General features: G+C 68.7%; 11 protein-coding genes and 2 tRNA genes. 8 read left to right on the forward strand and 5 right to left on the reverse strand.

Features of this window, described 5'->3' with window-relative positions; genetic code table 11:
• Positions 1–52: 52 nt before the first annotated feature.
• Complete coding sequence (locus tag ON26_RS06180; RefSeq protein ID WP_040794991.1) at positions 53–1,009, reverse strand: GGDEF domain-containing protein; 957 nt, start codon at positions 1,007–1,009, stop codon at positions 53–55.
• A 469-nt stretch (positions 1,010–1,478) separates the two neighbouring features.
• On the opposite strand from ON26_RS06180, the gene ON26_RS06185 reads away from it, so the two are divergent.
• Together ON26_RS06185 and ON26_RS06190 are read left to right on the forward strand one after the other, a co-directional pair.
• Positions 1,479–1,549, forward strand: a tRNA-Gly gene (locus tag ON26_RS06185).
• Positions 1,550–1,594: 45 nt separating this feature from the next.
• Positions 1,595–1,671, forward strand: a tRNA-Pro gene (locus ON26_RS06190).
• Positions 1,672–1,737: 66 nt separating this feature from the next.
• On the opposite strand, the gene ON26_RS06195 is transcribed toward ON26_RS06190, so the two are convergent.
• Complete coding sequence (locus tag ON26_RS06195) at positions 1,738–4,236, reverse strand: phosphoketolase family protein (protein WP_051026738.1); 2,499 nt, start codon at positions 4,234–4,236, stop codon at positions 1,738–1,740.
• Between the two features lie 225 nt (positions 4,237–4,461).
• Between ON26_RS06195 and ON26_RS06200 the strand changes: the two genes are divergently transcribed.
• The 6 genes from ON26_RS06200 (at position 4,462) to mihF (ending at position 10,562) form a co-directional block, all read left to right on the forward strand.
• Positions 4,462–5,052: an FKBP-type peptidyl-prolyl cis-trans isomerase gene (locus ON26_RS06200; RefSeq protein WP_040794992.1), complete on the forward strand. Its 591-nt coding sequence runs from the start codon at positions 4,462–4,464 to the stop codon at positions 5,050–5,052.
• A 144-nt stretch (positions 5,053–5,196) separates the two neighbouring features.
• Positions 5,197–6,597 (forward strand): trigger factor, encoded by a 1,401-nt coding sequence (tig, locus tag ON26_RS06205; RefSeq protein ID WP_040795028.1) that lies wholly within the window; start codon positions 5,197–5,199, stop codon positions 6,595–6,597.
• A gap of 292 nt (positions 6,598–6,889) precedes the next feature.
• Positions 6,890–7,477 carry an ATP-dependent Clp protease proteolytic subunit gene (locus tag ON26_RS06210; protein ID WP_040794993.1) on the forward strand — a complete coding sequence of 196 codons (588 nt, stop codon included), beginning with the start codon at positions 6,890–6,892 and terminating at the stop codon, positions 7,475–7,477.
• 70 nt (positions 7,478–7,547) lie between these two features.
• A complete protein-coding gene (locus tag ON26_RS06215; RefSeq protein WP_040794994.1) occupies positions 7,548–8,210 on the forward strand; it encodes an ATP-dependent Clp protease proteolytic subunit in 663 nt (220 codons plus the stop codon).
• Between the two features lie 319 nt (positions 8,211–8,529).
• The gene (gene clpX, locus ON26_RS06220; protein ID WP_040794995.1) at positions 8,530–9,810 is read left to right on the forward strand and encodes an ATP-dependent Clp protease ATP-binding subunit ClpX; all 1,281 of its coding nucleotides are present in this window, start codon (positions 8,530–8,532) and stop codon (positions 9,808–9,810) included.
• Between the two features lie 437 nt (positions 9,811–10,247).
• Positions 10,248–10,562, forward strand: coding sequence for an integration host factor, actinobacterial type (mihF, locus tag ON26_RS06225; protein WP_040794996.1), 315 nt, complete (start codon positions 10,248–10,250; stop codon positions 10,560–10,562).
• A gap of 108 nt (positions 10,563–10,670) precedes the next feature.
• On the opposite strand, the gene fdhD is transcribed toward mihF, so the two are convergent.
• From fdhD to ON26_RS06240, 3 genes are all read right to left on the reverse strand, one after another.
• Positions 10,671–11,510 carry a formate dehydrogenase accessory sulfurtransferase FdhD gene (fdhD, locus tag ON26_RS06230; protein WP_083883774.1) on the reverse strand — a complete coding sequence of 280 codons (840 nt, stop codon included), beginning with the start codon at positions 11,508–11,510 and terminating at the stop codon, positions 10,671–10,673.
• Entirely contained in the window at positions 11,507–13,816 is a 2,310-nt protein-coding gene (locus ON26_RS06235) for an FdhF/YdeP family oxidoreductase (RefSeq protein ID WP_040794997.1), read from the reverse strand. The genes fdhD and ON26_RS06235 overlap by 4 nt, the downstream gene beginning before the upstream one ends.
• A gap of 81 nt (positions 13,817–13,897) precedes the next feature.
• On the reverse strand, positions 13,898–14,553 hold a 656-nt coding region (locus ON26_RS06240), incomplete at its 5' end, for an FHA domain-containing protein (RefSeq protein ID WP_040794998.1).

The raw sequence follows: 14,553 nt of genomic DNA on the forward strand, positions 1-14,553 counted from the left end.
GGCGGTCGCGAGGTGCCGAACGAATTCGCGCCACGCCGTCCGACACTCCGTTTCAGCCGGCGACGGCCGCGTCGATACCCGTCTCGTCGGTGCCCGCGAACACGAATCGGCGCCCGCCGGCCGTCTTGGCCGAGTACATCGCGCGGTCGGCGCGGCGCAGCAGATCGGTGAAATCCGACCGGGTGCCCGGCGCGTCGAACGCGGTGCCGACACTGGCCGACACCGGGACCGGCCCGGCCGAGGACCACACCGGATCACGCAGGATGGCCACGATCCGGTGCGCGATCTCGGCGAGCGCGTCACCGTCGCGATTGACCGCGAGCACGAATTCGTCACCGCCGTAACGACAGATCACCGTATCGGGCGGACACGCCTCGCGTAGCCGGTTGGCCAGCTCCACCAGCACCTCGTCGCCGACGGCGTGCCCGTAGGAGTCGTTGATCTGCTTGAACCGGTCGAGGTCGATGAGCAGCAGGCCGACGCAGCTGGTCGGGTCTTCGGCCATCTGGCGCACCCGGTCCTGCAGCAGGGTGCGATTGGCGAGGTCGGTCAGCGCGTCGTGCGTGGCCTCGTGGCGCAGGCGGTGCTGGAGTGCGGCGATCTCCTGCACCCGTTTGGACACCTTCGCCGACAGGCTCTGCTCCTGCTGGGCGAGCGCGCGTTCCTGCAGCGCCTGGGCGTAACTGTCGATCGCCTGACTGGCCACGAACGGCCAGCGGGTGGCCACGAGCGAACCAGGCCGCCCCGAAGGGAACCCGAGCAGCCAGCGACTGGCCTGGGCCAGCATCCTGGTGCGCTCGAACGGCGGCTCGGCCATGCGCGCGCCGAGCATGCGCGCGGCGGGCACCGGAAACGGCTCGTACCTGGCCAGGTGCAACAGTCGTTCGACGATCTCGACGAGGACGGGTTCGAGCTGTTGCGGTGTGGTGTGCGAGCCCGGTTCGGAGCAGACCGCCCGCGCCCAGGCACGGCACATCGCGGCAACGGGGGGTTCGGTGTCGCTCGTCATCGCACCCACCGGCCCCGTTCGGTACTGCCACGCGGTAGTGCCCACCTCGTCAAGTGCACTGTCACCGCCCCCTTTCCAGATACCCCCGTCCGGCACATGGATCGTAGCAAGGTGTACGCCGCTGAAAAACGGCGTTCTACAACGAGTTTTCCACCGCTGAGCGCGACGATTCGGTGTGTGATCGTCTCAACAGGGACGGCATTACACCAGAATTCGGATTCGCTGGAGAGTCGCCGGGGACACGCCGTGGGTGTGTGGATCCGGGCGCCCCGCCCTGTCGTACGGACGGTCGACACCGGTGGCGCCGCCGGACGTGCTGCCCGGACACGCGGAGCGTCGCGAAACCGAAACCTGTTCTCGCTTGCCGGGGGGCTCTGGTAATCGGGGGGCGATTGGCGCAACGCGACGGTCATTCGGTACAGTCGGTGCGCACACGGCATCGTGGCGATCCCATCGATGTCGTATGCCTGCGGGCGTAGTTCAATGGTAGAACCTCAGCCTTCCAAGCTGATGGTGCGGGTTCGATTCCCGTCGCCCGCTCAACGCACGTTTCATCCTCGTCGGTTGCCTGCCGCCGCGAGGCCACGGGGTGTAGCGCAGCTTGGTAGCGCATCCGCTTTGGGAGCGGAGGGTCGCAGGTTCAAATCCTGTCACCCCGACCAACGTTCGAGGATCGCCACCCCGCCCCAGGGGGCGCGCGCCGGTGCGGGATTCCCGCACCGGTTCTCTCACAGACTCACTTCCGGCCAGGTCCACTCCGCCACCACCGGGATATCGGTGCCGTGCTCGCGGGTCCAGGCCCGCGCGGCCCAGCGGGCGTCGACCATCTCCTGCCGCAGGCCCGCCGCCTTCTCCCGCAGCGCGGGCACCCGGTCGATGACATCCATGACCAGGTGGTAGCGGTCCAGGTCGTTGAGCATGACCATGTCGAACGGAGTCGTGGTGGTGCCCTTCTCCTTGTAGCCGCGCACGTGCATGTTGTCGTGGTTGGTGCGCCGGTAGGTGAGGCGGTGGATCAGCCAGGGGTAGCCGTGGAAGGCGAAGATCACCGGACGATCGGTGGTGAACAGGGTGTCGAACTCGCGGTCGGGCAGGCCGTGCGGATGCTCGCCGGCCGGTGTCAGGCGCATCAGGTCGACGACATTGATCACGCGAACGCGCAAGTCCGGCAGGTGATGTCGCAGGATCGCGGCGGCGGCCAGGGTCTCCAGCGTCGGCACGTCGCCCGCGCAGGCGAGCACCACGTCCGGCGAGGTGCCCGTGAGGTCGTTGTAGCCCGCCCACTCCCAGACACCGAGCCCGCGCGCGCAGTGCACCGCCGCCTCGGGCACCGACAGCCACGCCTCCTGCGGTTGCTTGCCCGCGACCACCACGTTCACGAAATGGCGGGAGCGCAGACAGTGGTCGTAGGTCGAGAGCAGGGTGTTGGCGTCCGGTGGCAGGTAGACGCGCACGATCTCGGGCTTCTTGTTCAGCACCACGTCCAGGAAGCCCGGATCCTGGTGGGTGAAGCCGTTGTGGTCCTGGCGCCACACGTGGGAGGACAGCAGATAGTTCAGGCTCGGCAGCGGCCGCCGCCACGGCACCGCGGCGCTGGCGTCGAGCCACTTGGCGTGCTGGTTGAACATGGCGTCGACGATGTGCACGAACGCCTCGTAGCAGGTGAACACGCCGTGCCTGCCGGTGAGCAGATAGCCTTCGAGCAGGCCCTGGCACAGATGCTCGGAGAGCACTTCGATCACCCGGCCGGTGCGGTCCAGGGCGACGTCGTTCGCGCCGATCTCCGCCTGCCAGTTGCGGCCGGTGACCTCGAGGATGTCCTGGAGCCGGTTGCTGGCCAGCTCGTCCGGGGCGAAGGTGAGGAAGTTGTCGGGATTGTGCCGGGTCACCTCGCGCAGCCAGCCGCCGAGCACCCTGGTCGCCTCGACCTTCGACCCGCCCGGCGTGCGCACCTTGACGCCGAACTCGCGCCAGTCCGGCAGCCACAGATCGCGCACCAGCGTGCCGCCGTTGGCGACCGGGTTGGCGCTCATCCGCTGGTCACCCTCGGGCGCCAGTGCGAGCAACTCCGGCACCGGCCTGCCCTCGTCGTCGAACAGCTCCTCGGGTCGGTAGGACCGCAGCCACTGCTCCAGCACCGCGCGATGGGCGTCGTCGGTGCGCGCGGCCGGCAGCGGCACCTGGTGGGCGCGGAAGGTGCCCTCGACCTGCTCGCCGTCGACGACCGGGGGACAGGTCCAGCCCTTCGGCGTGCGCAGGATGATCATCGGCCAGGCGGGCCGCGAATCCGCGCCGTCGACGCGGGCGGCCCGCTGCACCTCGTGGATGCGGCGCACGCAGGTGTCCATCGCGGCGGCCAGATCCTGGTGCACGGCGGCGTGGTCGTCACCGGCGACCACGATCGGGTCGTAGCCGTAGCCCTCGAACAGGCTGATCAGCTCGTGTTCGGGGATGCGGGCGAGGAGGGTGGGGTTGGCGATCTTGTACTCGTTGAGCGCGAGGACGGGCAGTACCGCGCCGTCCCGGCCGGGATTGATGAACTTGTTCGCGTGCCAGCTCGCCGCCAGCGGGCCGGTCTCGGCCTCGCCGTCGCCGACGACGCAGAACACCGTCAGGTCCGGGTTGTCGAGGGCGGCGCCGAACGCGTGCAGCAGCGAATAGCCCAGCTCGCCGCCCTCGTGGAAGGATCCCGGCGTCTCCGGCGCGCAGTGGCTCGGCACGCCGCCGGGGAAGGAGAACTGGGCGAACAGGGCGCCCATCCCGGCGCCGTCGCGCGGGATGTGGCTGTAGAGCTCGGAGTAGGCACCCTCCAGCCAGGCGCAGGCATTGGGCCCCGGCCCGCCGTGACCGGGCCCGGCGACGAACACCGCGTCGAGGCCGTGCTCGCGGATCACCCGATTACCGTGCACCCACACCAGATTCAGCCCGGGCACGGTGCCGAAATGGCCGAGCAGGCGCGGCTTGATGTGCTCGGGCCGCAACGGCTCGGTGAGCAGCGGATTGGCGCGCAGATAGATCTGCCCGACCGACAGATAGTTGGCCGCGCGCCACCACGCGTCCAGCGCGGCGAGTTCCTCCCGGTTCAACGGGCCGGGGGCATCGCCGAGATCGTAGGCGCGCGGGGCGATCGTGTCGCCGAACCGCGTTCCCGCCGACGAGACGGGATCGTCCGCGGCGGTGTCGACACCGGCTGCGGTGGTCTCGGTCGTGACTGGCCGTTGCGTCATGTGGATTTCTCCTCGCGAACGCGTTCGCGGCGGTCCCGGCCGGGTCGCCGCGGTCCTCATCGCCGGTCGCCCGGCCTGGCCGAACACCGTCGCGGGGATGGACGGCGCACGCATCGGCCAGCCTACGCACCTCGACGCCATCCGGCAGGCCGACGAGCGTGCGCGGGCGTGCCGGGCGGGCAGGCGGATTCGGCGCGCGGGCGCCGGTGGTCTAGGGTCCGCCGCATGCAGAATCTCGCCAGGATCATCGGGATCGGCACTGTCGCCGCGGCCGCGTTCGCGCTCACCGCCTGCGGTTCCGACGACTCCGACAGCGCCGTCGGCGCGACCTCCACCACCTCTGTGCGCGCCACCACGCAGGCCCCGGCCGCGACCCCGGCCCCGGCCGCGCAGTCACACGGCCGCGAGTGCACCGCCGCCGACATCGCGGTCGCCGGCGGCTTCGGTGAGAATCCCACGATCACCCTGCCCGACGACTGCGACGCGCCCACCCGGCTGATCGTCGAGGACCTGGTCCCCGGCAGCGGACCGGGCGCCCAGCCCGGCCAGGAGCTGACCATGAACTACTCGCTGGTCGCCTGGTCGAATGGGGAGAAGCTGGACAGCTCCTTCGACCGCGGCGAGCCGTTCGGGCTCATCCTCGGCGCCGGCCAGGTCATTCCCGGCTGGGAGCAGGGCCTCGAGGGTGTCCAGGAGGGCGCGCGCCGGCTGCTGATCATCCCGCCGGAGCTCGGCTACGGCGCGCGCGGCAGCGGCGGCGTCGAGCCGAACGAGACGCTGGTCTTCGTGACCGACGCGGTCGGCGTCGGCAAGTAACAGTCCACGGGGCGGCTGCCGCCCCGGCAGGCGATTGCAGTCCTCGGACACCGGTCAACTACCCTGGTCGGGATGCGTCACGCGCGCCCCGGCCGGGAGTCGCGCCCCCGAGTCCGAACGAACAACGAACCAAGGAGCATGTCCGTGAAGAGCACCGTCGAGCAGCTGAGCCCGACCCGGGTCCGGATCAATGTCGAGGTGCCCTTCGAGGAACTGAAGCCGGACTTCGATCGCGCCTACAAGGCCCTGGCCAAGCAGGTGCGCATTCCGGGCTTCCGCCCCGGCAAGGCCCCGGCCAAGCTTCTCGAGGCCCGTCTCGGCCGCGGTGCGATCCTGGAGCAGGTCGTCAACGACGTGCTGCCGGGTCGCTACAGCGAAGCCGTCACCACCGCCGAGGTCAAGGTCATCGGCCAGCCCGAGATCGAGATCACCAAGATCGAGGACGGCCAGGAGCTGGCCTTCAGCGCCGAGGTCGATGTGCGCCCGGAGATCGCGCTGCCGGACTTCTCCGAGCTCGAGGTCACCGTCGACGCCTTCACCATCGGTGACGAGGACATCGAGGAGCAGCTGAACTCGCTGCGTCAGCGCTTCGGCACCCTGACCGGCGTCGAGCGCCCGGTGCAGGACGGCGACTTCGTCTCCATCGACCTGTCGGCCACCGTGGACGGCGTGGAGGTGCCCGAGGCGGCCACCACCGGCCTGTCCCACGAGGTCGGTTCCGGTCAGCTGATCGAGGGCCTGGACGAGGCCGTGACCGGGCTGTCGGCCGGCGAGTCCAAGGAGTTCACCTCGACCCTGGTCGCCGGTGAGCACGCGGGCAAGGAAGCCGTCATCACCGTGACCGTGCAGTCGGTCAAGGAGCGCGAGCTGCCCGAGGCCGACGACGAATTCGCCCAGCTGGCTTCGGAATTCGACACGATCGAGGAGCTGAAGACCGACCTGCGCGCTCGCGTCGAGCGGGTGAAGAAGGTCGAGCAGGCCGGCGCGATCCGCGACAAGGTGCTCGAGGCACTGCTGGAGAAGACCGAGGTCCCGCTGCCCGAGAAGGTCGTCCAGGCCGAGATCGACGCCGTGCTGCACGACGCGGTGCACGGCTTCGACCACGACGAGGACAAGCTGGCCGAGGCGCTCGAGGCGCAGGGCTCCAGCCGCGAGGAGTTCGACTCCGACACCAAGGAAGCGGCCGAGAAGTCGGTGAAGACCCAGCTGCTGCTGGACGCCATCGCCGAGGCCGAGAAGACCCAGGTCGGCCAGGAAGAGCTGACCGAGCGGATCCTGTTCCAGGCCCAGCGCTACGGCATGGCCCCGGAGCAGTTCATCCAGCAGGTGCAGCAGGCCGGTCAGCTCGGCGCGGTGTTCGCCGATGTGCGCCGCGGCAAGGCGCTGGCCGGTGTGGTCGGCCAGGCCAAGGTGACCGACTCCGAGGGCAATGTGGTCGACACCGCCGAGATGTTCGGCGAGCCCGCCTCCGAGAGCGACACCGAGGGTGAGACCTCGAACGAGGCCGCTGCCGATCAGGAGAAGGTCGCCACCGATTCGGAGTGAACACTCCGGTCGGATCGAGCCGGTTCGCGATGCGCCGGCTCGGTGTGGCCTAGTGTTGCGCGCGAACGCGCAACTCGTTCCGCTGTGAGCGAAGAGGGGCGGTACCGGGAGTTCGGTGCCGCCCCGCTTCGTTAATGTGTGTGACGACGAACCAGTGTTGATGGCTGTAGGCGATGGTGGCGGTAGGGTCCGGGGACTCCCGGAACTCGGAGGTCACTGGAGGCACAGCACTCGGCAACGAGCCGGTGAGAAGAGAAGGCAGGTATCCGTGACAAAGAACCAGGCAGGGGTCATGACATCCGCGACTGCTGGTCTCAACCTCAGTGATTCGGTGTACGAGCGCCTGCTCCGCGAGCGCATCATCTTCCTCGGCACCCAGGTCGACGACGACATCGCCAACAAGCTGTGCGCGCAGATCCTGCTGCTCTCGGCCGAGGACCCGACCCGCGACATCTCCCTCTACATCAACTCGCCCGGCGGCTCGGTGACCGCGGGCATGGCGATCTACGACACCATGCAGTTCGCCGACTGCGACATCCGCACCGTCGGAATGGGTCTGGCCGCCTCGATGGGCCAGTTCCTGCTCACCGCGGGCACCAAGGGCAAGCGCTACGCCCTGCCGCACGCGCGGATCATGATGCACCAGCCGTCGGCGGGCATCGGCGGTACCGCCGCCGACATCGCCATCCAGGCAAAGCTTTTTGCGGAGAACAAGCAGGAGCTCAACAAGCTGCAGGCCGAGCACACCGGGCAGACGGTCGAGCAGATCGAGATCGACGCCGATCGCGACCGCTGGTTCACCGCACAGCAGGCGCTGGAGTACGGCTTCATCGATCACGTGGTCAGCCACGCGAACCAGGCCAGCGGCGTAGGCAGCTGAACGACTGCCGGCCCGCGGGCCGGCCGCACCGTTGCAGCCGTCGATTGATCACACAGACTCTGGAGACGAAATGGCTCTGATCGACCCCCGCGCCGGGCTGTCCGGCATCGCGCCGTCCTCGCCTCAGGCGCGCTACATCCTGCCCGAGTACATCGAGCAGACCGCCACCGGAACCCGGCAGTGGAACCCCTACGCCAAGCTGTTCGACGAGCGCATCATCTTCCTCGGCAACCAGGTCGACGATGTCTCCGCCAATGATGTGATGGCCCAGTTGCTGGTGCTGGAATCCCAGGATCCCGACCGTGACATCACCATGTACATCAACTCGCCCGGCGGCTCGTTCACCTCGCTGATGGCCATCTACGACACCATGCAGTACGTGCGCGCCGACGTCGCGACCGTCTGCCTGGGCCAGGCCGCCTCGGCGGCGGCCGTGCTGCTCGCCGCGGGCACCCCCGGCAAGCGCGCCTGCCTGCCCAATGCCAGCGTGCTCATCCACCAGCCGTCCTCGGGCGGCATCCGCGGCCAGGTCTCCGATCTGGAGATCGCCGCGGCGGAGATCGAGCGCATGCGCACCGCGATGGAGCAGACCCTGTCGCGGCACACCGGCAAGTCCGCCGAGGAGATCCGCAAGGACACCGATCGCGACCGCTACCTGACGGCCGAGCAGGCCAAGGAATACGGCATCGTCGATCACGTCTTCGGTTACCGGAAGCTCAGCGCGCAGCCCTGAGCGATCCGCGTCGTTTCTCGTACCGGCCGGACGACACGCCGAATGGCGCGTCGCCCGGCCGGTGCCGAAAACGGCCTGCGAACGGTGGAATATCGCCGCTACCGTGAGAACTCGCACAACCCCGGCGAGAAACATGCTCGAGTTGTCGACCTCCGTCGTGCTCACCGGGTACGGTCGACCTAGGACCTTTGCTCTGGGACGACGGAATACTCGCCCCGCCGGAATTGCTCGCAGTGTTCGTGATACACCGGGCCGGGCGGCCGGCCGGGGCGGCCCGGACGGATGGTTGCACGCGGACAAGGAAGTAGGGACCCACGAGATGGCGCGCATCGGAGACGGCGGCGATCTGCTGAAGTGCTCGTTCTGCGGAAAGAGTCAGAAGCAGGTCAAGAAGCTCATCGCGGGGCCAGGCGTGTACATCTGCGACGAGTGCATCGATCTGTGCAACGAAATCATCGAGGAAGAACTCGCGGAATCCAGCGAGGTCAAACTCGACGAATTGCCCAAACCCGCCGAGATCAGAGAGTTCCTGGAGAACTACGTGATCGGCCAGGACGCGGCCAAGCGCACGCTCGCCGTCGCTGTCTACAACCATTACAAGCGCATCCAGGCCGGCGACAAGAGCCGCGACAGCCGGGGTGAATCGGTCGAGCTGACCAAGTCCAACATCCTCATGCTCGGTCCCACCGGTTGCGGCAAGACCTACCTGGCGCAGACGCTGGCGAAGATGCTGAACGTCCCGTTCGCCATCGCCGACGCCACCGCGCTCACCGAGGCGGGCTATGTCGGCGAGGATGTCGAGAACATCCTGCTGAAGCTGATCCAGGCCGCCGACTACGACGTCAAGCGCGCCGAGACCGGCATCATCTACATCGACGAGGTCGACAAGATCGCCCGCAAGAGCGAGAACCCCTCGATCACCCGCGATGTCTCCGGCGAGGGCGTCCAGCAGGCGCTGCTGAAGATCCTGGAGGGCACCCAGGCCAGCGTGCCGCCGCAGGGCGGGCGCAAGCACCCGCACCAGGAGTTCATCCAGATCGACACCACGAACGTGCTGTTCATCGTGGCGGGCGCGTTCGCGGGCCTGGAGAAGATCATCTCCGATCGCACCGGTCACCGCGGCATCGGCTTCGGCGCGGAGGTCCGCTCCAAGGCCGAGATCGACACCACCGATCACTTCGCCGAGGTGATGCCCGAGGATCTGATCAAGTTCGGTCTGATCCCCGAGTTCATCGGCCGTCTGCCGGTCGTCGCCTCGGTGACGAACCTGGACAAGGAATCGCTGGTCAAGATCCTCTCCGAGCCGAAGAACGCGCTGGTCAAGCAGTACATTCGGCTGTTCGACATGGACGGCGTCGAGCTGGAGTTCTCCCAGGACGCGCTGGAGGCGATCGCCGATCAGGCCATCCTGCGCGGCACCGGCGCCCGCGGTCTGCGCGCCATCATGGAAGAGGTCCTGCTGCCGGTGATGTACGACATCCCCAGCCGCGACGACGTCGCCAAGGTGGTCGTCACCGCCGATACCGTCAACGACAACGTGCTGCCGACCATCGTGCCCCGCAAGCAGCAGCGCACCGAGCGCCGCGACAAGTCCGCCTGAGTCACCGGCGGGACAGACGAGCCGACGCCGTACCGGAAGCCTCCGGTACGGCGTCGGTCTTTTCCGGGGTCTATCGGTGGCAGGCGGCGCATGCGGGGGTCCGAAGCGAGCCCGGCATGCGTACGGGTGCCGTGAAGCAAGGCAGTACGGCGCCTGGTACGGGCTGGGAACGTCGTCGGTCCCGGGCGGCCCTCATGGTTCTCCGTTGAACACTGGCCCTGCGGGGTACTGCTGTGGAGTGTGTCGGTCCTCACAGGTATGGCGTTACGCTGGTCGTATCGGCCGCACGTGCACCACGCGCGCGGGCAATGACGCGCCGACCTGGGAAACTCCGCTATCGATCCGACCGGTGTGTCTGCGTCGGTCTGTCGGTGGCGTGCTGTTTACTCGGTGCGGTCAAACCAGAGGTTCGAGTGACGAGTGAAAGCGGAGGAGAAATGGCACTGCCCACGATGACCGCCGAACAACGCACCGAGGCGTTGGCCAAAGCGGCCGCGGTTCGTAAGGCGCGCTCGGAACTGATCGGCAAGGTCAAGGCCGGCAAGGTCTCCGTCGCGGACCTGCTCGCGAAGGCGGATTCCGACGACCTGGTCAAGAAGACGAAGGTGGCGGCCGTGATCAAGGCGCTGCCCGGTGTCGGGCCGGTCAAGGCCGCCAAGCTGCTGGACCAGGCGGAGATCCCCGAGGATCGGCGCATCGGCGGCCTCGGCGCTCGTCAGCGCGCTGCGCTGCTCGAGGCACTGAACGTCTGATCCCGGCGGCCTGATCCGGCACCACCCTCGCGGCCCTCTTGCACAGGGTCGCGACGGATTCGCCCGGCCCGGCGGGGAATGCGGGCCGGGCGAGCTACCCGGAACAGTTCAGGCCGACTTGGTGTCGGCCGCGGCGGCGCGCACCCGGTGCGCGGCGCTGTAGATGTTCATGGTCTCCCCGCGCAGGAAGGCGACGAGGGTGAGGCCGGTTTCCACGGCGAGATCGACGGCCAGCGAGCTGGGCGCCGACACCGCGCCCAGCAGCGGGATTCCCGCCATCACGGCCTTCTGCGCCAGTTCGAAGGAAGCCCGCCCGCTCACGATCAGCACCAGGTCCGCGGCGGGCACCCGGTTCTCCCGCACGGCCCAGCCGATGACCTTGTCGACGGCGTTGTGCCTGCCGATGTCCTCCCGCACGGCCAGCACCCTGCCGTCGGCGGTGAACAGGCCCGCCGCGTGCAGCCCGCCGGTCGCGTCGAAGACCGACTGGTGTTCGCGCAGGGTGAGCGGCATCTGTGCGAGCGCGTCGGGGGTGACCGACGGGCCCGGATCGGGTTGCGGGAAGCGGCTGTTCGAGCGGACCTCGTCGAGTGCTGTCTTGCCGCAGAGGCCGCAGGCGCCCGTGGTCAGCAGATGGCGGGTGTGCACCTGGGCGGGCACGCGCAGTTCGACATCCAGGACGTTGTAGGTGTTGCGGCCCTCGTCGTCGGTGCCCGCGCAGTAGCGAGCGCTCACCACGTCCTCGGCCGAGCCGATCATGTTCTCGCTCAGCAACAGGCCGTGCACCAGGTCGATGTCGTTGCCCGGGGTACGCATGGTGACCGTCAGAGACCTGCCGCCGACCCGGATCTCCAGGGGTTCCTCGACGGCCAGCGTGTCCTGGCGCCGGGTCTCGCCGGCCGAGGAGAGCCGCAGCATCCGCCGCCGGGCGGTGACCCGCCCGCTCACGCGCCCTTCCCGTCGTGCACGTGGGGTTCGAGGCGGATGACCACGGCCTTGGAAACGGGTGTGTTGGAGCGTTCGGCGACGTGGTCGAGCGGCACCAGGGGATTGGTCTCGGGATAGTAGGCCGCCGCGTTGCCGCGCGGCGTCGCGAAGGGGACGATCCGGAATCCGCGGACCCGCCGCTCGATCCCGTCGGTCCACTCGGTGACGAGATCGACCAGATCACCGTCCGAGAAACCGAATTCGGTGATGTCGTCGGGATGCACCAACACCACTTTGCGTCCGCCGCGCACACCGCGATAACGATCGTCGAGGCCGTAGATGGTGGTGTTGTACTGGTCGTGGCTGCGCAGGGTCTGCAGCACCAATCTGCCCTCGGGGACCGGGATCCAGGTGATCTCGTTCACCGCGAAATTGGCTTTGCCTGTGCTGGTGGAGAATTCGCGACTGTCGCGCGGGGGATGTGGCAACACGAATCCGTTGCGCTGCCTGACCCGGGTGTTGAAGTCGTCACAGCCGGGGACCACACGGGAGATGGCGTCGCGGATGGCGTCGTAATCCTCGCGGAATCGGGCCCACGGCACGGGATGTCCGGGGCCGAGCAGTTCGGTGGCCAGTTCGCAGACGATGGCGATCTCGCTGCGCAACTGATCGCTCACCGGCTTCAGCCGCCCGGTCGACAGGTGCACCATCGACATCGAATCCTCCACCGACACCGAGCGGCGCACGCCGTTGTGCACGTCCTCGTCGGTGCGCCCGAGAGTGGGCAGGATCAGCGCGGTGCGGCCGTGCACGACATGGCTGCGGTTGAGCTTGGTGGAGATCTGCACGGTGAGCGAGCAACTGCGCAACGCGGCCTCGGTGATCTCGGTGTCGGGGGTGGCGGAGACGAAATTGCCGCCCATCCCGACGAATACCTTCGCCCGGCCGTCGCGCATCGCCCGGATCGCGTCGACGGTGTCGTAGCCGTGCTTGCGCGGGCTGGTGATGCCGAACTCCCGGTCGAGTGTGTCGAGGAAGGTGTCGGGCACCTTCTCCCAGATGCCCATGGTGCGATCGCCCTGCACATTGGAGTGCCCGCGTACCGGGCACAGGCCCGCGCCCGGCTTGCCGATCATGCCGCGCATGAGCAGCACATTGGTGGCTTCCTCGATGGTGGCGACCGCGTGCTTGTGCTGGGTCAGGCCCATCGCCCAGCAGACGATGATGCGCTGCGATCCCGCGATCAGATCCGCGGTGTGCCGCAACTGATCGAGGGTGAGCCCGGTGGCGGTCTGCACGGTGTCCAGGTCCACCGCGCGGGCGTGGGCCTCGTAGGCGTCGAACCCCGCGCAACTGGCGTCGATGAATTCGCGATCGACGATCGTGCCCGGCGCCCGGTCCTCGGCCTCGAACAGCAGTCTGCCCAGGCCCTGGAACAACGCCAGGTCGCCGCCGAGGCGGATCTGCAGGAAATCGTCGGCCAGGTCGACGCCGGTGCTGAGGCCGCGCACGGTCTGCGGGTCGCGGAAACCGAGCAGGCCGGTCTCCGGCAGGGGGTTGACCGCGACGATCCGGGCGCCGTTGGCCTTCGCCCCGGCCAGCGCGCTGAGCATCCGCGGATGGTTGGTGCCCGGGTTCTGGCCCGCGACGATGATGAGATCGGCCGCGCCGAAGTCGTCGATGGTCACCGAGCCCTTGCCGATCCCGATGGAGGAGATCAGCGCGGTGCCCGACGACTCGTGACACATATTGCTGCAGTCGGGGAGATTGTTCGTCCCGAAACTGCGCACCAGTAGTTGGTAGAGGAACGCGGTCTCGTTGGCGGTGCGCCCGGAGGTGTAGAAGAGGGCCTGGTCCGGGGAGTCGAGCGCGCGCAGCTCTTCGGCGATGAGGCGGTAGGCCTCCTCCCAGCGGATCGGGTGGTAGTGCGTGTTGCCCGGGCGCAGCACCATCGGGTGGGTCAGCCTGCCCTGCTGACCGAGCCAGTAGCCGGACTTCTCGGCCAGCTCGGTGACCGGGTGCGCGGCGAAGAACTCCGGTGTGACCGTGCGCAGCGTGGCTTCCTCGGCCACCGCCTTCGCGCCGTTCTCACAGAATTCGGCGGGCCTGCGGTGGCCGCTCGGCTCCGGCCAGGCGCAACCGGGACAGTCGAATCCGTGCACCTGGTTCACCCGGGCCAGGGTGCGCGCGGTACGCAGCACGCCCATCTCCTCGACCGAGCGCTTCAGTGCCACCGCGACCGCGGTGACGCCCGCCGCCTGCGTCTTGGGCGACGAGACTTTCAACTCGGACTCGTCGATGTCCTCCGTGGGTCCCTGGCGATGCATGGCTTCATTGTCCTCTCGACCGATACCGGACGCGTGGCGGCGTCCGGTCGATGCATCGTAGGACGGGGTGTGCGCGCGATCTCAGTAGCGTCGCGGATAGGCCGCCAGCGGACGGACGGGTGGCCGGTGGGTCAGGATCTTCTGCCCGAGCCGCATCCGCCAGCCCGGCGCCAGTTCCACCGCGGTGTCGCCGACGCGAGTCCACTGCTCGGTGCCCGGGGCGGCGATGTAGGTGCCGCCCGAGGTGCCCGCATCCCGGACGTAGACCACGCCGTCCTCGACGGTGACGTAGGCGTGCACCCGGGAGACGTGCCGGTCGCGGGGCAGGGTCAGGGGCGCGGCCGTGCCGGAACGGACCGCCTCGTCGCCGGAGGGGTTGCGGCCGACCACGTACCCGCGATCCAGCGGATAGATGACGTCCTCGAAAACGAGCGCGCCCGGCGGCTCCGGCAGGCTCGGCGGACGCAGTGGGACGACGCGTCCCCACTGGTTGGGGCCGGAAGCATGCGCACCGGGGTAGGCAGGTCCGGGCGCGCTCGCCGGGGCCTGGTGCGTGCTCGCGCGCGAGGCGAAGTAGTCCTGCCGCGGGGGTTGCTCCGTCTCCGACCAGGCCAGGGGCGAAGGGGTGACCGGGCGGCGGCCGGTATCCCGGAGACGGCTGTGATCGGCGGCGAGTGCGTCGAAGCCCGCGGGGGCGGTGGCGGGCAGGTCGGCGGTGCGCGGGCCTGCCGGTTCGG

This window comes from Nocardia higoensis NBRC 100133 (genome assembly GCF_000308595.1).
Taxonomy (GTDB): domain Bacteria; phylum Actinomycetota; class Actinomycetes; order Mycobacteriales; family Mycobacteriaceae; genus Nocardia; species Nocardia higoensis.

Coding starts and splice junctions, on each gene's coding strand:
- ON26_RS06180 (WP_040794991.1), bottom strand. CDS start 1,009: ATGACGAGCGACACCGAACCCCCCGTTGCCGCGATGTGCCGTGCCTGG.
- ON26_RS06195 (WP_051026738.1), bottom strand. CDS start 4,236: ATGACGCAACGGCCAGTCACGACCGAGACCACCGCAGCCGGTGTCGAC.
- ON26_RS06200 (WP_040794992.1), top strand. CDS start 4,462: ATGCAGAATCTCGCCAGGATCATCGGGATCGGCACTGTCGCCGCGGCC.
- ON26_RS06210 (WP_040794993.1), top strand. CDS start 6,890: ATGACATCCGCGACTGCTGGTCTCAACCTCAGTGATTCGGTGTACGAG.
- ON26_RS06215 (WP_040794994.1), top strand. CDS start 7,548: ATGGCTCTGATCGACCCCCGCGCCGGGCTGTCCGGCATCGCGCCGTCC.
- clpX (WP_040794995.1), top strand. CDS start 8,530: ATGGCGCGCATCGGAGACGGCGGCGATCTGCTGAAGTGCTCGTTCTGC.
- mihF (WP_040794996.1), top strand. CDS start 10,248: ATGGCACTGCCCACGATGACCGCCGAACAACGCACCGAGGCGTTGGCC.
- ON26_RS06235 (WP_040794997.1), bottom strand. CDS start 13,816: ATGCATCGCCAGGGACCCACGGAGGACATCGACGAGTCCGAGTTGAAA.